General features: G+C 39.6%; 19 protein-coding genes and 1 pseudogene. 8 read left to right on the forward strand and 12 right to left on the reverse strand.

Features of this window, described 5'->3' with window-relative positions:
- Positions 1-78 precede the first annotated feature (78 nt).
- The 11 genes from ACFX4X_RS22715 to rpmH form a co-directional block, all read right to left on the reverse strand.
- Entirely contained in the window at positions 79-780 is a 702-nt protein-coding gene (locus ACFX4X_RS22715) for a DUF554 domain-containing protein (RefSeq protein ID WP_061465915.1), read from the reverse strand.
- A 72-nt stretch (positions 781-852) separates the two neighbouring features.
- Complete coding sequence (locus ACFX4X_RS22720) at positions 853-1,710, reverse strand: ParB/RepB/Spo0J family partition protein (RefSeq protein ID WP_061465916.1); 858 nt, start codon at positions 1,708-1,710, stop codon at positions 853-855.
- Complete coding sequence (locus ACFX4X_RS22725; RefSeq protein WP_034316249.1) at positions 1,703-2,464, reverse strand: ParA family protein; 762 nt, start codon at positions 2,462-2,464, stop codon at positions 1,703-1,705. Before ACFX4X_RS22725 ends, ACFX4X_RS22720 begins: the two co-directional genes overlap by 8 nt.
- Before the next feature lie 264 nt (positions 2,465-2,728).
- Positions 2,729-3,589 carry a nucleoid occlusion protein gene (gene noc / locus ACFX4X_RS22730; RefSeq protein WP_061465917.1) on the reverse strand — a complete coding sequence of 287 codons (861 nt, stop codon included), beginning with the start codon at positions 3,587-3,589 and terminating at the stop codon, positions 2,729-2,731.
- Positions 3,590-3,953: 364 nt separating this feature from the next.
- Complete coding sequence (rsmG, locus tag ACFX4X_RS22735; RefSeq protein ID WP_284469107.1) at positions 3,954-4,670, reverse strand: 16S rRNA (guanine(527)-N(7))-methyltransferase RsmG; 717 nt, start codon at positions 4,668-4,670, stop codon at positions 3,954-3,956.
- 30 nt (positions 4,671-4,700) lie between these two features.
- Complete coding sequence (mnmG, locus tag ACFX4X_RS22740; protein ID WP_377386710.1) at positions 4,701-6,587, reverse strand: tRNA uridine-5-carboxymethylaminomethyl(34) synthesis enzyme MnmG; 1,887 nt, start codon at positions 6,585-6,587, stop codon at positions 4,701-4,703.
- A gap of 21 nt (positions 6,588-6,608) precedes the next feature.
- Positions 6,609-7,994: a tRNA uridine-5-carboxymethylaminomethyl(34) synthesis GTPase MnmE gene (gene mnmE, locus ACFX4X_RS22745; protein WP_284469105.1), complete on the reverse strand. Its 1,386-nt coding sequence runs from the start codon at positions 7,992-7,994 to the stop codon at positions 6,609-6,611.
- 328 nt (positions 7,995-8,322) lie between these two features.
- Positions 8,323-8,943 carry an RNA-binding cell elongation regulator Jag/EloR gene (jag, locus tag ACFX4X_RS22750; RefSeq protein ID WP_061465921.1) on the reverse strand — a complete coding sequence of 207 codons (621 nt, stop codon included), beginning with the start codon at positions 8,941-8,943 and terminating at the stop codon, positions 8,323-8,325.
- Positions 8,940-9,728: a YidC family membrane integrase SpoIIIJ gene (spoIIIJ, locus tag ACFX4X_RS22755; protein ID WP_061465922.1), complete on the reverse strand. Its 789-nt coding sequence runs from the start codon at positions 9,726-9,728 to the stop codon at positions 8,940-8,942. The genes jag and spoIIIJ overlap by 4 nt, the downstream gene beginning before the upstream one ends.
- A 178-nt stretch (positions 9,729-9,906) precedes the next feature.
- Complete coding sequence (rnpA, locus tag ACFX4X_RS22760) at positions 9,907-10,263, reverse strand: ribonuclease P protein component (protein ID WP_061465923.1); 357 nt, start codon at positions 10,261-10,263, stop codon at positions 9,907-9,909.
- 80 nt (positions 10,264-10,343) lie between these two features.
- Positions 10,344-10,478, reverse strand: a complete 135-nt coding sequence (gene rpmH / locus ACFX4X_RS22765) for a 50S ribosomal protein L34 (protein WP_034316183.1) — start codon at positions 10,476-10,478, stop codon at positions 10,344-10,346.
- 944 nt (positions 10,479-11,422) lie between these two features.
- Here rpmH and dnaA point away from each other — a divergent pair.
- The 8 genes and pseudogenes from dnaA to ACFX4X_RS22805 form a co-directional block, all read left to right on the forward strand.
- Complete coding sequence (dnaA, locus tag ACFX4X_RS22770) at positions 11,423-12,772, forward strand: chromosomal replication initiator protein DnaA (RefSeq protein ID WP_061440297.1); 1,350 nt, start codon at positions 11,423-11,425, stop codon at positions 12,770-12,772.
- 192 nt (positions 12,773-12,964) lie between these two features.
- Entirely contained in the window at positions 12,965-14,101 is a 1,137-nt protein-coding gene (dnaN, locus tag ACFX4X_RS22775; protein WP_061440298.1) for a DNA polymerase III subunit beta, read from the forward strand.
- Between the two features lie 218 nt (positions 14,102-14,319).
- Positions 14,320-14,532, forward strand: a complete 213-nt coding sequence (gene yaaA / locus ACFX4X_RS22780) for a S4 domain-containing protein YaaA (protein WP_061440299.1) — start codon at positions 14,320-14,322, stop codon at positions 14,530-14,532.
- A 21-nt stretch (positions 14,533-14,553) separates the two neighbouring features.
- Positions 14,554-15,672, forward strand: coding sequence for a DNA replication/repair protein RecF (gene recF / locus ACFX4X_RS22785; protein WP_061440300.1), 1,119 nt, complete (start codon positions 14,554-14,556; stop codon positions 15,670-15,672).
- Between the two features lie 12 nt (positions 15,673-15,684).
- Positions 15,685-15,948 (forward strand): extracellular matrix regulator RemB, encoded by a 264-nt coding sequence (remB, locus tag ACFX4X_RS22790; protein ID WP_061440301.1) that lies wholly within the window; start codon positions 15,685-15,687, stop codon positions 15,946-15,948.
- Between the two features lie 78 nt (positions 15,949-16,026).
- Positions 16,027-17,952, forward strand: a complete 1,926-nt coding sequence (gyrB, locus tag ACFX4X_RS22795) for a DNA topoisomerase (ATP-hydrolyzing) subunit B (RefSeq protein WP_125160022.1) — start codon at positions 16,027-16,029, stop codon at positions 17,950-17,952.
- 97 nt (positions 17,953-18,049) lie between these two features.
- Positions 18,050-20,593: a DNA gyrase subunit A gene (gyrA, locus tag ACFX4X_RS22800; RefSeq protein ID WP_377386719.1), complete on the forward strand. Its 2,544-nt coding sequence runs from the start codon at positions 18,050-18,052 to the stop codon at positions 20,591-20,593.
- A 251-nt stretch (positions 20,594-20,844) separates the two neighbouring features.
- Positions 20,845-21,063, forward strand: a pseudogene (locus ACFX4X_RS22805) (HD domain-containing phosphohydrolase); the annotation flags it as partial.
- Between the two features lie 30 nt (positions 21,064-21,093).
- Here ACFX4X_RS22805 and ACFX4X_RS22810 read toward each other — a convergent pair.
- Positions 21,094-21,397 (reverse strand): hypothetical protein (locus ACFX4X_RS22810; RefSeq protein ID WP_377386722.1); only part of this gene is annotated, 304 nt, incomplete at its 5' end.

Raw genomic sequence — 21,397 nt, forward strand, 5'->3', positions numbered from 1 at the left:
GAGTCTCGCACTTCCGCTCCAATCAACCTTAAATAGTTTCGTTTTAAAAACAACAATCTTTACGAAAAGAGCCTTTATTTAAAAATAATACATGATTGTAACTAAAATGGCGGTGATCATTATGCCAGGAAGCAGATTAGCCACCCTTATTTTGGTGACACCGATAATATTCAAACCAATTGCTAAAATCATGACTCCCCCAGTTGCCGTCATTTCCAATATGAAGGAATCCATTAAAGCAGTTGGGATCAGCGTATTAATCTGTCTTGAAAAAATTGCTATCAGGCCCTCATAAAGAATGACCGGAAATGCCGAAAAAAGTACTCCTATGCCAAGCGTACTGGCGAGGACCAGTGCTGTAAATCCATCGATGATCGCTTTTGTTATCAAAACGTCATGATCATTCCGGATACCGCTATCCATGGCACCGATAATGGCCATCGCCCCAATGCCAAATATGAGCGTAGCCGTTACAAACCCCTGGGATATCGAAATTCCTTCTTTCGCTTTCATCCTGCGTTCAATCCAATTGCCTAAAGAATTAAGCCTAGCCTCAAGATTCATCCATTCCCCAAGGACAGCCCCTCCAACAATACTTAAAATGACAATAAGGAATTGATCACTTTTAAGCCCCATCTGCAAGCCTAAGACCATGACGGCTAAACCAATTCCACTCATGACCGTTTCTTTTATCTTTTCAGGTATATGTTGCAAAAACCTTCCCAAAATCGAACCGATTAAAATGCAGGCACCATTCACCAAAGCCCCTAATAATACCATCTCATTCACCTAATTTTCCACAGTAAAAAATAGATTAAACCTCTGTTGCCACTTTTTTTTCATAAAGGCGATCTAAGAGGAAATGTTCTCTTGATCGATCAAGTCCAAAATTCTCTCCAGATCTTCTTTTGAAAAGAATTCGATTTCTATTTTCCCTTTTTTCTTGCTTTGTTTTATCGTTACACTCGTTCCCAGTCTTTCACGCAGACTTGACTCGCGTTGCTTTATGAATATATCTTTTTTATCTTGTTTCTTAGGTTTGGTTTCACGTGAAACGGTATCATTCAATTGATGTATATATTGCTCCAGCTGTCTGACATTCATTCCTTCTTTGAGGATTTTATCCACTACTGGCTTAAGCATCTCTTTTTTCTTTAAACCCAGTAATGCTCGGCCATGCCCCATGGAAATTTCCCCTTCGGAGATATAACTCCTAATCCCTTCAGGCAAAGATAGCAATCTTACATAGTTCGCGATATGGGGTCGGCTTTTACCCAACCTATTGGCCAGCTGTTCCTGGGTGAAATTCAATTTTTCAAGAAGTGTCTGATAAGCGGCAGCTTCCTCAATTGGGTTTAAATCTTCCCGTTGCAGGTTTTCCAAAATCGCCAGTTCCATCATCTGCTGTTCATTCAATTCCCTCACAACAACCGGAACTGTCTTTAAACCAGCTTCCTTGGCAGCACGATAACGCCTCTCCCCAGCAACGATTTCATAGCCCTTAATACTTTTCCGGGCAATAATCGGCTGTAATATCCCATGTTCCATGATAGATTGCTTTAATTCTTCTATAGCTTCAAGTCGGAAGCTCTTTCGGGGCTGATAAGGATTTGGCCTTAATTCCCTTAATTTGATTTCGCGCACGATTTCATCTTTACTTATATCCCCAGTGAAAAGTGCGTTAAGTCCTTTGCCAAGTCCTTTAGCCATTTGATACCACTTCCTTTGCCAGTTCTAGATAGACCTCCGCTCCTCGTGACTTTGGATCATATATAATTATTGGTTCTCCATGGCTCGGTGCTTCACTCAAACGGACATTGCGAGGGATGATGGTTTGATAGACTTTATCCTGAAAGTATTTTTTGACCTCTTCTATAACCTGGAGACCTAAATTTGTCCTGGCATCCAACATCGTCAATAGCACACCCTCGATTTTCAAATCATGGTTCAAATGCTTTTGGACGAGACGGACCGTATTCAAGAGTTGACTCAGGCCCTCCAATGCATAATATTCACATTGTACAGGAATCAAAACTGCATCTGCTGCCGTTAATGCATTAAGCGTAAGCAAGCCCAATGATGGAGGACAGTCAATCACGATGTAATCATATTGACTTTGCACCTCTTCTAATGCCCTTTTTAATCGGACTTCCCTTGAGATGGTTGGAACAAGTTCAATTTCAGCACCTGCAAGTTGAATTGTCGCAGGTATAGCATATAAGTTTTCTACCTTTGTTTCCATGATGACGGTACTGGCTTCGACATCATCAACCAATACATCATAAATACATTGTTCCACATCCGCTTTATCAATACCTGCACCGCTTGTCGCATTTCCCTGCGGATCGATATCGACCATTAAGACTTTCTGTCCTATGTATGCAAGACAGGCACTTAGACTGACAGAAGTTGTCGTTTTTCCAACACCGCCTTTTTGATTGGCAATGGCGAGAATCTTACCCACGAATTCACCTGCTTTCAACTATCTTCATCACGCTATATCTATTAACTTTTACCGTAAATCCATTTATTTCTTTCTATTTTATCATGAATGTTACTGGAAGAAATCGTTTTCTGAAATTCCTCATAAAATTTGAAATTTATCTAAACAGCATGAAAAAACCGAGAAAAATTGAATCATTTTTAGGGTGTAAAATGCGAGTTTTTGGCAACAAAATAAAAAAAGCTTGGTAATCGTAGACTACCAAGCAGGGTTAAGGATAGGGAATCAAGTTTTTTTCTTAGGTATTTTAATCGTGAATTGATAATACTCCTCGAACTCTTCTTCCTCTGCATCCAGATTTATTCCATTGTCTGTAACCATACTGAGTGATTGGCGTATAGTATTCACGGCAATCCTCATGTCTTTACTAAACGCTTTTCGCTTAGGTTTCGGCTTCTGCACAGTACCCGTCAAGAGCTTGACGACCATCTCTTCGGTCTGCTTGACGTTTAACCCTTTTTCGATGATTTCCAAAAGCAGTTTGAGCTGCTTTTCAGGACTCTTTAACGGTATCAACGAGCGGGCATGGCGTTCCGTAATTTGCTTTTGAAGAAGAGCATCTTGAACTTCCTGGGGCAGCTTAAGCAACCGAAGCTTATTTGCCACGGTAGATTGTCCTATTCCCAGTCTTTGTGCCAGAGCTTCTTGGGTTAGACTATGCAGCTCCAATAGTTTGCCGTAAGCCAAAGCTTCTTCAATCGGTGTCAGTTCTTCTCGCTGAAGGTTTTCTATCAGCGCAACGGAAGCCGTTTCTGTATCGGTGAAATCTTTGATTATTGCAGGTGCCAATACCCAGCCAAGCTTTTGCATGGCTCGAAAACGACGCTCACCTGCAATGATTTCATATTTTCCCTGTCCATATGCCCTTACTACAATTGGCTGAATGATCCCATGTGTATGAATCGTTTGAGCCAATTCAGCAATTTTATCGTCATTAAAAACGGTCCTTGGTTGAAATCGATTAGGCACAATATCAGAAATGGAAATTTTTCTTATTTCTTCATTATTATTGCTAGGTGTCTCCATCTCTAGTTGCTGTTCTTCTTTTTCGCCAAACCCAAAGAACCGCGAAAAAGGATGCTTCATCTTCCTACACCACCTTTTAAAACTCCCAAATAACATATTCTCTATTTAAAGGACAAGTCCTGCATACATTTCCCGACATGGTTATACATATGGGTCTTCAATGTAAAAAACATGTCGACTGGCGTCATCAAGGCAAAAAAGAAGAATGAACGGCCAGTTTTTATAAATATTGGCCGGCTTGCCCAAGATTATTTCCCTGAAATCAAAAAGAAAAATCGCCGGCTTATAGCCCTGCTGGAAAAGAAGGAACACGTTTGACATTATACCAAAAAAAAACCTTCATGTTGGCTTATACAGTATTGAATGAACATAACAAGGTCATACGCTTATAGTAAATATGAAACCTGCCTCATCAGTATAAGGGTTATTCGATAGGCTGCTTATTCGGTGTCCCTGGTTTTCTTGGGTATTTTTTAGGAGTCTTCTTCACTTTTTTTACAGTAATGATGTTTCTTTCACTATTTTCCTCTGGCAATGTGAAAGGATGAATTTCTTCGATTTCTCCGCCTAATGTAAAAATGGCCTTCTTCCCTGTATCCATTTCATCTTGTGCACTAGCAGCTTTCATGGCAATGAACGTCCCATCTGGTTTAACAAGCGGCAAACATAGCTCACTTAAAACGGACATCCTGGCTACCGCTCTTGCCATTACAATATCATAGGATTCGCGATGCTCTGGTTTTTGAGCGAAGGTTTCCGCCCGGTCATGATAGAAGGAAACTCCCTTTAATTGCAAAGACTCAGCAAGGTGATTCAAAAAAGAGATTCGCTTATTCAAAGAATCCACAATCGATACGTGGATATCAGGGAAACAAATCTTCAATGGAATACTCGGAAATCCAGCTCCAGCCCCGACATCGCAAATTTGATAAGATTTGTTAAAGTCGAAATAGAAGGCTGCACTGATTGAATCATAAAAGTGCTTTAGATAAACTTCTTCTTTATTAGTGATGGCTGTTAAGTTCATCTTTTCGTTCCATTCAACCAATAATCGATAATAAGTGTCAAACTGATCAAGCTGGTGAGGAGAAAGCTCAATCCCTTTCTCCTGCAGTGCTTGTTGGAACTGTTCAATATTCATGTTTTCTTCAATCCTTTTCGGGTATTTCCATTACTTAGATACTCTGGCAATCTTACCTTGTTCCAAATAAACAAGCAAAATGGAAACATCAGCGGGATTCACACCGGAAATTCTTGAAGCCTGGGCTACTGATAGCGGGTGGACCTGCTTTAATTTTTGGCGTGCTTCCGTTGCTAGACCAGAAATTGCATCATAATCGATATTCTCTGGAATCTTTTTATTCTCCATTTTTTTCAGACGATCGACTTGCTGCAAGGATTTTTCAATATATCCTTCATACTTGATCTGAATTTCGACCTGTTCCGTCACATCATCGCTCAGTTCGACATCACTTGGAGCCAGCTTCTGAATATGGGAATAATCCATTTCAGGCCGCTTCAATAAATCAGAGGCACGGATTCCATCCTTCAGCTCACTGCCGCCACTTGCTGTAATGACCTCTTGTACCTCTTTGGTCGGTTTGATGAAGTTTGATTTTAGTCGTTCCTTTTCCATTTCAACCGCTTCTTTTTTCAAAAGGAAACGATTGTAGCGTTCTTCTTTGATCATTCCGATATTGAATCCGATTTCCGTTAAGCGTAAATCGGCATTATCATGACGCAATAATAAACGATATTCTGCACGTGAAGTCAGCAATCGGTATGGTTCATTCGTACCTTTCGTTACAAGGTCATCAATGAGCACACCAATATAGGCATCGGAACGGCTTAAAATCAGTTCTTCCTTACCTATTGCATTCAATCCGGCATTAATACCGGCCATAAGCCCTTGGCCAGCTGCTTCCTCATAACCGGACGTGCCGTTAATTTGTCCAGCAGTATACAGGTTTTTAACCTTTTTCGTTTCCAATGTAGGCCATAGCTGAGTAGGAACGATCGCATCATATTCGATTGCGTATCCCGCACGCATCATTTCCGCCTTCTCGAGCCCTGGGATCGTTTGAAGGATCTTCACTTGTACATCTTCAGGCAGACTAGTGGACAGCCCTTGAACATACACTTCCTTTGTATTGCGTCCTTCAGGTTCAAGGAAGATTTGGTGACGTGGTTTATCATTGAAACGAACGACCTTATCTTCTATCGATGGGCAATAACGAGGTCCCGTTCCCTTTATCATTCCGGAATACATTGGCGAACGGTGTAGATTCTCATCAATGAGCTGATGTGTCCCCTCATTCGTGTACGTTAGCCAGCATGGCAATTGATCAGTGATGAACTTTGTGGTTTCATAAGAAAATGCACGTGGCACTTCATCACCAGGCTGAATTTCCGTTTTGCTGTAATCTATGGAAGAACTATTGACACGTGGTGGTGTTCCTGTTTTAAAACGGACCAAATCGAATCCTAACTGCTCTAGATGTTCTGAAAGCCTGATTGAAGGCTGCTGATTATTGGGACCGCTTGAATACTTCAATTCCCCTAAAATGATTTCACCGCGTAAATATGTTCCCGTCGTGATTACGACAGTTTTCGCACGATATACCGCACCTGTTTTTGTAATGACACCCGTACAAACGTCGTTTTCAACAATTAATTCCTCAACCATTCCTTGAATCAATGTCAAATTTTCTTGGTCTTCTATCGTCTTTTTCATTTCTTGCTGATAGAGAAATTTATCTGCCTGTGCCCGTAACGCACGAACAGCAGGACCTTTAGCCGTATTCAGCATCCTCATTTGGATATGGGTCTTGTCGATATTTTTTCCCATTTCACCGCCTAAAGCGTCAATTTCCCTAACAACTATCCCTTTTGCCGGCCCACCAACGGACGGATTGCATGGCATGAAGGCGACCATATCCAAGTTAATGGTGATCATCAACGTTTTAGCTCCGACTCTAGCAGCTGCAAGGCCTGCTTCACTACCAGCATGACCAGCACCAATAACAATGACATCATAGCTACCTGCTTCGTATTGCATATCCTTTTCCTCCTTTTACGCTTATTTTCCTAAACAAAATTGTGAGAACAATTGGTTGATCAAATTATCCTGAACGCTTTCACCAATGATTTCTCCAAGGAGCTCCCATGCTTTCGTGAAGTCAATTTGAACCAAATCAACTGGCGTACCCATTTCAATAGCTTCGATTGCATCTTCGATTGATTGTAATGCCTGTCCTAGCAAGGCTATATGCCTGGCATTCGAAACATAGGTCAGGTCCCCCGTTTCTAAAGAACCCTCAAAAAATAAAGAAGCGATGGCTTCTTCCAATTCATCGACCCCTTGATCCTCAAGTAATGAAGTGGAAACGACTTTATGTGATGTCGCCTTTTCCTTAACCTTTGCCAAATCGATTTTCTGTGGAAGATCGGTTTTATTGATGATAACGATAACATCCATTCCCTCAACAGCCTGGAATAGTTTCTCATCTTCGGTTGTAAAATCATCGGAATAGTTCAATACAAGTAATATTAGATCTGCCTCTTTTAATACTGCACGGGACCGTTCAACTCCAATTCGTTCAACGATATCTTCCGTTTCGCGAATTCCTGCTGTATCCACAAGTTTAAGCGGTACACCGCGAACATTGACATACTCTTCAATTACGTCACGTGTTGTACCTGGGATATCAGTGACAATTGCTTTATTTTCATGAACCAAACTGTTAAGCAAAGAAGATTTCCCGACATTAGGGCGCCCTATGATAACCGTCGCAAGCCCATCTCGCAGGATTTTCCCTTGTTGGGCTGTGTGAAGCAGTTTCTCAATTTCAGTCTTCACATAACTACCTTTTTCCAAAAATAAACGATGTGTCATTTCTTCGACATCATCATATTCCGGATAATCTATGTTTACCTCGACTTGAGCGAGGGTCTGTAATATTTCTTGACGTAGGTTTTGGATTAATTTCGAAAGCCGGCCTTCCATTTGACCTAATGCCACATTCATGGCTTTATCCGTTTTAGCCCGGATTAAATCCATAACGGCCTCTGCTTGAGAAAGATCGATCCTGCCATTCAAAAAAGCCCGTTTCGTAAATTCACCTGGTTCTGCTAAACGAGCACCTTGTGAGAGAATAAGCTGTAATACCCGATTGACCGAAACGATTCCACCGTGACAATTTATTTCAACAACATCTTCTCTTGTAAATGTCTTTGGACCCTTCATGACCGAAACCATGACTTCCTCTATGATTTCACCAGTTTTAGGCTGGATAAGATGGCCATAATGAATCGTATGTGATTTCACTTCAAGCAATCCTTTTCCACCTGGTCCTTTAAAGATTCCATCGGCTATTTCTATGGCCTCATCACCGCTGATTCTAACAATGGCGATTGCCCCTTCCCCTAAGGGAGTAGAGATAGCGGTGATTGTATCGAATTCCATGCTTTCACCTCTTATATATTGATGTTTCTATTTTTTTCTGATAATAAAATCTCGAATCTCTAAATAACTACAATACCACAGTATATTCATGAAAAAAAGTAGATACTCCTTCCTTTCAAGAGTTATCCACACGCGTTGAATCCATATTCTATAACACTCATTTTAACTTATCCACATGTAAATAACAAATGTCGCCCGCTTTACTGATCATGAGAATAAAAAAAGAATTATGTCAGTTATTGTTGAATTAATCTTTTATAAAAAAACATTCGACATACAACGATATCATGCCCTAAAAAAAAAGAACCCCTGCTTAAAAGCAGAAGGTTCATTTGAGTGGACTAATGACTAAATGGCGATATGGTTCCGTCCCACTTGAAGTTGTTTTTATTTTTGGATAATGCAGGAGAGCATTATGGATGACTTTACGTTCATAGGATGGCATTGGCTCCAGTGAAACAGCTTTACCTGTTTTTAGAGCTTTATTTGCCATTCTTCCAGCCAATTGGATTAAAGTTTCATTGCGGCGATTTCGATAATCTTCTGCATCTACAGTAATATTCAAGAACTGCTTCGAATATCGATTTGCAACCAGCTGCGCTAAATACTGAAGGGAATTTAGTGTTTGACCCCTTTTTCCAATTAATAATGCAATTTTATCACCTGATAAATGAAATGTTACGTTCTTACCTTTACGATGGACATCAATTTTTGCATTGACTCCCATTTCCACGCTGACATTCTTCAAAAATTTAAGTGTCTCTTCAATGGGATCGGGAGGCAATGTCACATGGACAATTGCCTTCCTTGCACCAAATAAACCAAAAAATCCTTTTTTGCCTTCATCTTCTATTTCAATCTCCACGCGATCTTTAGTGCTGTTCAGTTGAGCTAAAGCTAAATTTACTGCTTCTTCGACAGATTGTCCTGTAGCAGTTACTTTTTTCACTTTTTCTTTGCCCCTCCCGCGTTTTCCGCAGCTGCTTTTCTAAGATCCGGACCTTTAATGAAATATGTCTGAACGATACCAAAAAGGTTACCTACTACCCAGTAAAGAGAAAGAGCAGCGGGAAATTTAATAGCAAAAACAACAATCATTATTGGCATGATGTAAAGCATCATCGTCATTTGTGCCGCCATTTGTGGATTGGAGTTCATTCCAGCCATCGACATCTTTTGCTGGATAAAAGTCGTAATACCTGCAACAACCGGTAAAATATAATAAGGATCCGGGGAACCTAAATCAAACCAAAGAAAGCTATGTAAAGAAATTTCTTTCGTACGGCTGATGGCATGGTAAAATCCGATCAAAATCGGCATTTGGACCACTATAGGCAAACATCCCGCCAATGGATTCACATTATATTTTGAAAATAAAGCCATTGTTTCTTGCTGTAGTTTTTGTTGTGTGGCAGCATCTTTTGAGCTGTATTTTGCTTGAAGTTCTTTCATCTCAGGCTGAATGGCCTGCATAGCTTTCGAGCTTTTCACCTGTTTGATCATTAGTGGAAGTAATGCTAAGCGAATGATTAATGTAACACCGATGAGTCCCAAACCATAGTTCTCGCCAAATGCTTCAGAAAGCCAAATGATCAGGGCTGATAATGGATAGACAATGTATGAATTCCAAAAACCTTCACTTTCCGCAGTAATAGGTTCTTTAATTTCCGTACACCCTGCTAACAACATCATTATCGAGGCTAGTCCAATAATGAGTAATATTCGTTTTTTCAACCGTAATTTCCTCCTATCTGCAATCAATCTTTTTTGAAACAATTGTGAACTGTTCATTAGCGGCTTTCAAGGAAAAGTATTCCACCATTTTCACAGTTCCAATAGGAATTTTCTATGTCATCTTTTTCAAGTTACTACATGATCCGAGGAGTGCTTAGTATTCGGTATAAAGGGGACTTTATTGTTTTTTCATTTTAAAGTTTAGTGATTTAGAACGTTTCAGGACATGGATCAAGCTGCTTTTCACCTGGAAAAAGTCCATCTCCGCCGCTGGTTTTCGAGCAATCACAATATAATCCTTACCCACTTCTATATCTTCTTTCAATTCCAAAAACGCTTGCCTTATGTATCTTTTAATTTGGTTCCTTACAACGGCATTCCCGATTTTTTTACTGACAGAAAGGCCGATCCGAAAATAATCCTGACCTGGCTTTTCAAGGACATAGACAACAAATTGCCGATTAGCAGAAGATTCACCTTTTTTAAACACAAGCTGAAATTCGTCCTCTTTCTTAATCCTTAACTTTTTTTTCATTTTTACACCTTCATTACATGAATTGAGTCTCAGTAAATCCCTTATTTTGCGAAAAAAGACCACTGAGACTTTTCAGTGGTCTATGCAGATAATACTTTTCTGCCCTTACGGCGACGTGCAGCGATTACTCTACGTCCGTTTTTCGTGCTCATACGTGCACGGAAACCGTGAACTTTACTATGTTTGCGGTTATTCGGTTGATAAGTTCTTTTCATTATATGACACCTCCCTGAGGAATAACAGTTAAAGACAGTCTTTACAATTATATAGATGGAGGTTTCTACTTGTCAACCTCATCCATAAAAATATTTCTTTTTAATGCTCAATGTCCAGTAGGCCTTTTTTTACTACCTAGCCTATTGTAAATGATTTTGCTCCGAACTGATATAGAAATTTTTGGGGAGAGGGGAATTTCCATCAATTTTTCCATGAACACATATATTAAATTCCCAAGGTATTTTCCTGATCGACATGGCATTCGACAAATAATTTAAGAATTAACCTACATCATCTTTTAATGTTCCATTCGGTTTTTTCGCGGTTTTCCGGGGAGAACAACTTGATTCATCCAAAATAAATCAAATTAATCCGAGCCTATAATTATGGTCTGTGGATAAAATTCGACATGTTTTTTTCTATCCACAACCCTTTTCATAGACTTTTGCACATAACAATTGCCTGTGGAAAAGTTTTTCCCACAGGCTCGGTAAGTTGTGGATAAAGTTTTCTAACCCATTGCAAGACGCCTGAATTTCTGATATTATATTTGTGTTTTCACTCTGAATAACTTTATCACCAGGTATCGGTTATCCACAGACTGTGTATAACATGTGGATAGTTTATTCGACCTGTGTATATTAATATGTCCACAGATGGTGGATATTGTCGAAAACCCTTTTTCTTTCTTATTATATATTTTTCAAAATACCTGTTGATGAATAAAAATCCAAACCTACACCTGGTTACCAGATGTAGTCTGTACAAAGGTTGTACAGCGCTAGATATAGTTATAGGGAATTAACATTACAACACACAAATCCCTTACAGCTCACCGAACCTTTGCTGTCAAAATTTATATAAAGACGGCAATCGATGAGTTTATTTGTGCCTATACATTTAAGATTCTATTAATAAAATATTTTGCAAAGGAGGGATAAGTTTGGATAACATCGATAGCCTCTGGAACCAGGCGCTCGGAAAAATCGAAAAAAAAATCAGTAAACCAAGCTTTGAAACTTGGCTTAAATCAACCAAGGCTTATTTACTGCAAGGTGATACATTAACAGTCACCGCCCCCAATGAATTTGCCAGGGATTGGCTTGAAGAACGCTATTCCCATCTTATTTCTGATGTATTGTTTGAACTTACCGGTGAGGAATTGGAAGCAAAATTCATCATTCCCCCAAATCAAGAAGATGATGATTTTACCGTTCCTGTTCAACCTAAAAAGATAAAAAAACAGGATAAAGACCATGCTGCATTTCCACAGCATATGCTGAATGCGAAAAACACCTTCGATACATTTGTCATCGGCTCCGGCAATCGTTTTGCCCATGCCGCGTCTCTCGCTGTCGCAGAAGCACCTGCCAAAGCCTATAATCCATTATTTATATACGGAGGCGTAGGCCTAGGGAAAACCCATTTAATGCATGCAATCGGGCATTATGTTCTTGAGCATAATCCTAATGCTAAGGTCGTTTATTTATCATCTGAAAAATTCACGAATGAATTCATCAACTCAATCCGGGATAATAAAGCAGGGGAATTCCGTGATAGATACCGAAGCGTAGATGTTTTATTAATTGATGATATTCAATTTCTTGCAGGAAAAGAACAAACCCAAGAAGAGTTTTTTCATACATTCAATGCGTTGCATGAAGAAAGCAAACAGATCGTCATCTCGAGTGACCGTCCACCAAAAGAGATCCCTACACTTGAGGATCGCCTCCGCTCCAGGTTTGAGTGGGGTTTGATCACGGATATCACACCTCCTGATCTAGAAACGCGGATTGCTATATTGCGTAAAAAGGCAAAAGCTGAGGGTCTTGATATCCCGAATGAAGTCATGCTCTATATTGCCAACCAAATCGATTCCAATATTCGTGAGCTTGAGGGTGCACTCATTCGTGTTGTCGCTTATTCTTCATTAATTAATAAGGATATTAATGCCGATTTAGCAGCCGAAGCATTAAAAGACATCATCCCAAGCTCCAAACCTAAAATAATCACCATCTTAGAAATCCAAAAAACAGTTGGTGAGCATTATAGTGTGAAATTGGAGGATTTCAAGGCGAAAAAACGGACTAAATCCGTAGCCTTTCCAAGACAGATTGCCATGTATCTTTCCAGGGAGTTAACGGATTCATCCCTGCCTAAGATTGGAGATGAATTCGGAGGTCGCGATCATACGACCGTCATCCATGCGCATGAAAAAATTTCTAAACTCATGCAAACCGACACCCAGCTACAACGTCAGGTTAAGGAAATCCAGGATCAGCTGAGGGTATAATCAATTCTGGATAATGTGTATAACTGACGACTACTTACACACAGTCTGTCCACAAGTGGATAGACTGTTTTTCCTTAGGTTAATTGGACTTATCCACATATCAACAGGCCCTACTACTATTACTACTATCTTTTTTAATAAAAATTATTAATAAATATGCCTATTTGGCAATAATAAATTGGAGGATGAAACATGAGATTTATAATCCAAAGAGATCGATTAGTTCATAGTGTCCAAGAAGTAATGAAGGCAGTCACATCAAGAACGACGATTCCAATTCTAACGGGGATAAAAATAAGCGTTACTAGTGAGGGTGTCACTTTAACAGGAAGTGATTCAGATATCTCCATTCAATCATTCATTCCAGCTGAAGTTGACGGCGATGAGATTGTTGAAGTGAAAAGTAGCGGCGGTATTGTCCTGAATGCCCGTTTTTTCAGTGAAATTGTCAAAAAGCTGCCGATGGATACTGTAGAAATTGAAGTGGAAAACAACTTTCAAACGATTATCCGCTCAGGTAAAGCCGAATTTAATTTAAATGGACTGGATCCGGAGGAATATCCACATCTTCCAATCATTGAAGAAGAAAATATTTTCAAACTTCCGACGGACCTTTTAAAGACCCTTATTCGCCAAACGGGTTTTGCAGTGTCCACGTCAGAAACACGCCCCATCTTAACAGGTGTAAACTTAAAGGTTCAAGATGATGAATTGACCTGTATTGCAACAGACAGTCATAGGCTGGCAATGAGAACGGCCAAAATAGAAAATAAAATTACAGGGACCTATAGCGTTGTAATCCCAGGTAAAAGCCTGAATGAGTTGAGTAAAATCCTTGATGATACTAACGAACTCATTGAAATCGTCATTACCGAAAACCAAGTACTTTTCAAAGCTGAAAATTTATTATTCTTCTCTAGATTGCTTGAAGGGAACTATCCCGATACTTCACGATTGATTCCATCGGATAGCAAAACGGATGTGACTGTTCATACAAAGGATTTTCTCCAAGCTATTGACAGGGCATCTTTACTTGCAAGGGAAGGAAGAAATAATGTCGTCAAATTGACAACCCTTGAAGGACGGATAATCGAAGTCTCTTCCAATACACCTGAAATTGGTAAAGTAATCGAGGAGGTTCAGGCAGAAGCCATTGAAGGTGAAGATCTGAAAATCTCATTCAGTGCCAAATTTGTAATGGATGCTTTAAAGGCATTGGAAGGTTCCGATATCAAAATTAATTTCACCGGTGCAATGCGTCCATTTGTCATTCGTCCACTACATGATGATTCCATGCTCCAATTAATCCTTCCGGTAAGGACTTATTAATCTAAAATAATATTTCAAAAAAATTAAAGGCTTGTTAAGCAGGTCTTTAATTTTTTTATATTTAAACATAGGTTCCAAAAGGTTTTTTAACATTTTTCTAATACTGAACGGAACTCAAGACTGCTAAAAATAAGAGCTGAAAAAGCTATACTTTGTCTTAATGGCATTTATTTAGTAAAATGAAATATTAAAGACTACTTAGAAATGAGTGAGGCATAATGGACTCCATAAAAATAAGCACAGAATATATTACGCTTGGACAATTCTTGAAATTGGCTGATTTGATCCAAAGCGGAGGAATGTCGAAATGGTTCTTAAGTGAATACGAGGTTTACATTAATGGCGAACTAGACGTGAGAAGAGGCAGGAAATTAAGATCAGGTGATAAAATAGAGATTCCTGGATTTGGCGTCTACACAATTACAAGCTAAAACATAAGGGAAGAGCGGAATATGTATATTGAAAATATAAGTTTGAGAAATTACCGCAACTATACCGAACTGAATCTGGCTTTTGAAAATAAAGTCAATGTAATCCTCGGCGAAAATGCTCAAGGAAAAACAAATGTCATGGAATCTATTTTCGTTTTAGCAATGGCAAAATCCCATCGGACCTCAAATGATAAAGAACTTATTCGCTGGGATGAAGAGTATGCTAAAATAGAAGGTAGAGTTAGAAAGAGAAATACCTCAATACCACTTGAGCTGACCATTTCAAAAAAAGGGAAAAAGGCGAAGTGCAACCATATTGAACAAAGAAAGTTGAGTCAATATGTCGGAAATATGAATGTGGTCATGTTTGCGCCTGAGGATCTTAACCTTGTCAAGGGAAGTCCTCTAGTCAGACGCCGTTTTATAGATATGGAAATTGGCCAGGTTTCTCCCGTATACCTTCATGATATGAGCCAATATCATAAAATACTTCAACAAAGAAATCATTACTTAAAGCTTCTGCAGACCCGGAAACAAACGGATACGACGATGCTTGACGTGCTGACTGATCAATTTATTCAGTATGCAGCGAAAATTGTCGAAAGAAGATACGAGTTTCTTTTAAAGCTCCAGCAATGGGCAGAGCCGATTCATTCGGGGATCTCCAGAAATCTAGAAGTATTGAAAATCCAATATAAACCGTCGCTTGATGTATCAGAATCTATGGATTTGACGAAAATGATAGAAGTATACACAGAAAAATTTGATAAAATAAAAACAAGGGAAATTGAACGGGGTGTAACACTGGTAGGTCCTCATCGTGACGACCTGGTTTTTTTTGTAAATGACCGTGATGTCCAGACTTATGGTTCACAAGGACAACAACGTACAACTGCCCTGTCCTTGAAACTTGCCGAAATTGAGCTGATCCATGAAGAAATAGGCGAGTATCCCATTTTATTATTGGATGATGTGTTATCGGAACTTGACGATTTCCGTCAATCTCATTTACTGAATACGATACAAGGGAAAGTGCAAACATTTGTGACGACACCCTCCGTTGATGGAATCGATCATCAAACCCTAAGAGAAGCGTCCACCTTTTATGTTAGTCAAGGAAGTATTAAAAAGGTTAAATGATGAGGTGAATGTATGTATCTCCATATTGGTGAAGACATTCTTGTGAAAACGGACGATGTCATAGCCATTTTAGATAAGAAGCTGCTCCAGGCCTCTCCAATCATGAGTGAATTTTTGGAGAAAAAGTCTGATGTAACTTACCATTTAGAAAAAAACTCGGTTAAATCGATTGTAGTGACGGATAAACAGGTCTATTATTCACCGCTTGCGTCGTCCACTTTGAAAAAGCGTTCACTGCAGCCATCGCTCTTAATCGATGATATAGATATTCTTTGAATTGTAGCTATAACGTTATAATCACTCCTGAAAAATTTGATAAATGCCAAAAGAAAAGTGTAGGTGATACGAATGACAATGGAACAAAAAGAAGTACAAGCTCAGGCATACGATGAGAATCAGATACAGGTTTTAGAAGGCTTAGAAGCAGTTCGTAAACGTCCGGGGATGTATATCGGTACTACCTCTGCAAAAGGACTTCACCATCTTGTTTGGGAAATTGTCGATAATAGTATTGATGAGGCACTAGCTGGTTTCTGTACTGAAATCAAAGTGACGATCGAAGAAGACAATAGCATAACCGTAGTCGATAATGGACGGGGTATTCCAGTCGGTATCCATGAAAAAATGGGACGGCCAGCTGTGGAGGTTATCATGACGGTCCTTCATGCGGGCGGTAAATTTGGCGGCGGAGGTTATAAGGTCTCCGGTGGTCTGCATGGTGTGGGAGCTTCAGTAGTTAATGCCTTATCCACGGTATTGGAAGTTTACGTTCATCGTGAAGGTAAAATCCATTATCAGCAATTTAACCGAGGGGTCCCTAGAGAAGATTTGAAAATCATCGGGGAAACAGATCATACCGGCACGACTGTTCACTTCATTCCTGATGGTGAAATCTTCACGGAATCCTTGGAATATGATTTTGATACATTAGCCACACGTATCCGTGAGCTTGCGTTCCTGAATAAAGGCTTGAAATTAATCATTGAAGATAAACGTGGAGAAGAAGAGAAAATCAGGGAATACCACTATGAGGGTGGTATCAAGTCTTATGTCGAGCATTTGAACCGCTCAAAAGAGGTTTTGCATGAGGAACCGATATTCATGGAAGGCGAAAAGGATGGAATCTCCGTTGAATTAGCCTTGCAATATAATGACAGCTACATCAGTAATGTCTTTTCTTTTGCCAATAATATTCATACCTATGAAGGCGGTACACATGAATCAGGATTCAAGACCGCTTTAACCCGTGTCATCAATGATTATGCACGGAAAAATGGCCTTTTAAAAGAAGCTGATTCCAATTTCTCCGGTGAAGATGTCCGGGAAGGTCTAACGGCAATCATTTCGATTAAGCATCCTGAACCGCAATTTGAAGGACAGACAAAAACCAAACTGGGAAATTCTGAAGTAAGGACGGTTACTGATTCCATTCTTTCGGAAAGGCTTGATTCCTTCTTATACGAAAATCCTGCTGTGGCCAGAAAAATTATAGATAAAGGTCTGATGGCAGCAAGAGCACGTATGGCAGCCAAGAAGGCCCGTGAATTGACACGAAGGAAAAGTGCTTTGGAAGTATCCAATCTACCGGGGAAATTGGCGGATTGTTCATCTAAAGACCCGGCTATCAGTGAATTGTACATCGTTGAAGGAAACTCGGCGGGAGGCTCGGCTAAACAGGGACGGGACCGTCATTTCCAAGCTATTTTACCGTTAAGAGGTAAAATCCTGAATGTTGAAAAAGCGCGATTGGACAGAATCCTGCATAATGAAGAAATAGGCACGATCATCACAGCACTTGGAACAGGCATTGGTGATGAATTCAATATTGAAAAGGCCAGATACCATAAAATTGTTATCATGACCGATGCGGATGTAGATGGTGCCCATATCAGAACGCTGATGTTGACATTTTTCTACCGTTATATGAGAAAAATTATCGAGTATGGATATATATATATTGCTCAGCCGCCACTTTTCAAAATTCAGCAAGGGAAAAAAGTGGATTATGCCTATAATGATCGCCAGCTTGAAGAAATCATGGCTAGTATGCCAAGTACTCCAAAGCCTAACCTGCAGCGCTATAAAGGGCTGGGGGAAATGAATCCAGAGCAATTATGGGAAACGACAATGAACCCTGATACGAGAACGCTCCTTCAAGTCAGTTTGAAAGATGCTGCCGAGGCAGATGAGACTTTCGAAATGTTGATGGGCGACAAGGTAGAACCGCGACGTAACTTCATTGAAGAAAATGCAATTTATGTAAAAAATCTCGATATCTGATTTTTTGACAGGATGCTTTTTACATCCTGTTCTTTACATAGTGCACGTACAGTTAAAACTAAATGAGAGTATAAGCTTTTTATAGGAGGTTGGCTCCATGTCAGAAAATGAAAGATCAGGTGTAAAAGAAATAAATATAAGTACCGAGATGCGGACATCTTTTTTGGATTACGCGATGAGCGTAATCGTATCTCGGGCTTTGCCTGATGTAAGGGACGGTTTAAAACCGGTACACCGAAGAATTCTCTATGCAATGAATGATCTTGGAATGACTTCGGATAAACCATTTAAAAAATCAGCCCGTATTGTAGGGGAAGTAATCGGTAAATATCACCCGCATGGTGATTCTGCCGTATATGAAACGATGGTACGGATGGCGCAGCCGTTTAACTATCGCTATATGCTTGTCGATGGTCACGGGAATTTCGGTTCGGTCGATGGAGACCAAGCTGCCGCAATGAGGTATACAGAAGCAAGAATGTCGAAGATTTCGATGGAATTACTTCGCGATTTAAATAAAGATACGGTTAATTTCCAGGATAACTACGATGGTTCAGAAAGAGAACCAGCCGTTATGCCAGCCCGTTTCCCGAACTTGTTAGTTAATGGTTCATCAGGTATAGCAGTAGGGATGGCAACCAATATTCCACCACATCAACTAGGTGAAGTAATTGACGGCGTATTGGCTTTGAGCAAGAATCCTGAAATTACAATTCCAGAGTTGATGGAATATATCCCTGGTCCGGATTTCCCGACAGCCGGTTTAATTTTAGGACGAAGCGGAATTAGGAAGGCCTATGAAACTGGAAAAGGGTCAATCATCCAACGGGCGAGAGTCGAGATTGAAGAAAAGCCCAATGGTAAACAGGTAATCCTTGTTAAAGAAATCCCTTATCAAGTAAATAAAGCAAGATTGATTGAAAAAATTGCAGAACTTGCTCGAGATAAGAAAATCGAAGGCATTACTGATTTACGGGATGAATCGGATCGCAATGGCATGCGTATTGTCATGGAGCTTCGAAAGGATGTTAATGCAAATGTCCTTTTAAACAATCTTTATAAGCATACCGCGATGCAGACCACCTTCGGAATCAATCTGCTTGCTTTGGTGGACGGGCAGCCTAAGGTGCTGAATTTAAAACAATGCCTGCACTACTACTTAGAGCACCAACAGGTGGTCATTAGGCGCAGGACGGAATTTGAATTACGGAAAGCGGAAGCCCGAGCCCATATTTTAGAAGGTTTGCGTATTGCACTTGATAATTTGGATGCGGTCATTTCGTTAATCCGTGGTTCCCAAACGACAGAAATTGCCCGTGAGGGCTTAATGACACAATTTTCACTTTCCGAAAAACAGGCGCAGGCTATCCTGGATATGCGTTTACAGCGTTTGACTGGTCTGGAACGTGAAAAAATTGAAGATGAATACCAGGCATTAATGGCTATAATTGCAGAATATAAAGCCATTCTTGCTGATGAGGAAAAGGTTCTTGAAATTATTCGTGAAGAGCTTCTTGAAATTAAAGAACGCTTTAATGATATACGGAGAACCGAAATCACATTAGCCGGCTTTGAAAGCCTGGAAGATGAGGATTTAATCCCAGAGGAAAATATAATCGTGACACTTACCCATAACGGTTACATTAAACGCTTGCCTGCAACCACGTACCGAAGTCAAAAACGCGGGGGTCGTGGAATACAGGGCATGGGAACGAATACAGATGACTTTGTCGGTCACTTGTTAACCACTTCGACTCATGACACTCTATTATTCTTCACTAACAAAGGTAAAGTATATCGTTCCAAAGGATATGAAATACCAGAGTATGGTAGGACGGCAAAAGGATTGCCACTTATCAACTTGTTGGAAGTCGATAAAGGCGAGTGGGTCAATGCAATCATACCGGTGAAGGAATTTGCCGATGATTGGTATTTATTCTTCACGACCAGACATGGGATATCAAAGCGTACTCCTTTGTCGTCTTTTGCAAATATCCGTAATAACGGTTTAATTGCTCTAGGTTTGCGTGAAGATGATGAATTGATTTCAGTGCGTCTTACGAATGGAGACAAACAGATCATAATTGGAACGAAAGCCGGGATGATGATTCGTTTCCCTGAGACGGATGTACGGACAATGGGACGTACTGCAGCGGGAGTGAAAGGGATTTCCTTAAGGTCGAACGATGAAGTGGTCGGTATGGAAATTCTTGAAGATGATGAAGAGGTCCTGATCGTTACGAAAAACGGTTATGGAAAACGGACTTCTGCGGAAGAATACCGGATTCAAAGCCGTGGTGGCAAAGGGATCAAAACATGTAATGTCACTGAGAAAAATGGTGAACTTATAGCTGTTAAAACAGTTACAGGTATAGATGAGGATTTAATGCTGATTACAGCAGCTGGTGTATTGATCCGAATGGAAGTCGAAGGCATTTCTAAAACGGGCCGTAATACACAGGGTGTTAAACTCATCCGACTTGAATCAGCAGACAATGAATATGTTTCGACGGTAGCCATCGTTGGAAGAGAAGAAGAAGAAGAAGAAATAGATGCGGAACAGGGCCCAACAATAGATACGGATTCTGAACCTACTCTAATCGAAGAAAATGAAGAAACTGAAAAGGATACGGAAGAATAACTCTTCCATAACCAAGAGACCCAGGCAATCTAAGCTGGGTCTTTTTTTATTTGCGTATTAGCTGATTTTTCAAAATGTTAATATCAAGTGTTTGAATATGAGTGAAAGACTTAAGGTTTTGGAGTATCAAAGATTAAAACGGCTAATAAAATAAATTGAATTTAATCACCATGTTTTTCAAGTAGTATGATACTCATCAAAACTATAGAAGTGAAACATTTTGCTAGTGACCAAGATTATTAAATAAAACGGAAAGTCTAACTGCCGAGGATCATGAGGAGATTCACAATCATCCTATTTTTAGCTATAAAATGATAAAAGATAGTTCCATCATTAATGATAGTGTGAAGGTAGCCGTTCTAGAGCAACACAGAAGGTTAGATGGAACGGGTTATCCCGAAAGGTGGAAAACAAAGTTCATGAACTTATTTTTAAAATTATTGTTGTTGCAGAAGTCTTTCACGCCATGAATTCCAAAAAGGATATATAGAAGAAATACTTTAATGATAAGAAAAAAGTTTACTCTTAAAAAGATAAGCTTCTAGGGGGATGACCAATTTTTTATTATCAAGGGATTCATATATTTTATTTATTTTAAAATAACTCTTGCTTTTATTTCTGATACTGGATATAATAACTAAGTCGACATCGAAAGAAAAAAAGTTGTTGACAAAAAATAATATAGTTGATATATTATTAAAGTCGTTTCTAAGCGAACGATAAAGAAATTGCTCTTTGAAAACTGAACAAAACAAAGCGCCAACGTTAAATTTTAAGTGAGCACACACTATTAAAAAAGCAAAA

Source organism: Peribacillus sp. YIM B13481, from assembly GCF_042787985.1.
Lineage (GTDB): Bacteria > Bacillota > Bacilli > Bacillales > DSM-1321 > Peribacillus > Peribacillus simplex_A.

Coding starts and splice junctions, on each gene's coding strand:
- ACFX4X_RS22715 (WP_061465915.1), bottom strand. CDS start 780: ATGGTATTATTAGGGGCTTTGGTGAATGGTGCCTGCATTTTAATCGGT.
- ACFX4X_RS22720 (WP_061465916.1), bottom strand. CDS start 1,710: ATGGCTAAAGGACTTGGCAAAGGACTTAACGCACTTTTCACTGGGGAT.
- noc (WP_061465917.1), bottom strand. CDS start 3,589: ATGAAGCATCCTTTTTCGCGGTTCTTTGGGTTTGGCGAAAAAGAAGAA.
- rsmG (WP_284469107.1), bottom strand. CDS start 4,670: ATGAATATTGAACAGTTCCAACAAGCACTGCAGGAGAAAGGGATTGAG.
- mnmG (WP_377386710.1), bottom strand. CDS start 6,587: ATGCAATACGAAGCAGGTAGCTATGATGTCATTGTTATTGGTGCTGGT.
- mnmE (WP_284469105.1), bottom strand. CDS start 7,994: ATGGAATTCGATACAATCACCGCTATCTCTACTCCCTTAGGGGAAGGG.
- rnpA (WP_061465923.1), bottom strand. CDS start 10,263: ATGAAAAAAAAGTTAAGGATTAAGAAAGAGGACGAATTTCAGCTTGTG.
- rpmH (WP_034316183.1), bottom strand. CDS start 10,478: ATGAAAAGAACTTATCAACCGAATAACCGCAAACATAGTAAAGTTCAC.
- dnaN (WP_061440298.1), top strand. CDS start 12,965: ATGAGATTTATAATCCAAAGAGATCGATTAGTTCATAGTGTCCAAGAA.
- yaaA (WP_061440299.1), top strand. CDS start 14,320: ATGGACTCCATAAAAATAAGCACAGAATATATTACGCTTGGACAATTC.
- recF (WP_061440300.1), top strand. CDS start 14,554: ATGTATATTGAAAATATAAGTTTGAGAAATTACCGCAACTATACCGAA.
- remB (WP_061440301.1), top strand. CDS start 15,685: ATGTATCTCCATATTGGTGAAGACATTCTTGTGAAAACGGACGATGTC.
- gyrB (WP_125160022.1), top strand. CDS start 16,027: ATGGAACAAAAAGAAGTACAAGCTCAGGCATACGATGAGAATCAGATA.
- gyrA (WP_377386719.1), top strand. CDS start 18,050: ATGTCAGAAAATGAAAGATCAGGTGTAAAAGAAATAAATATAAGTACC.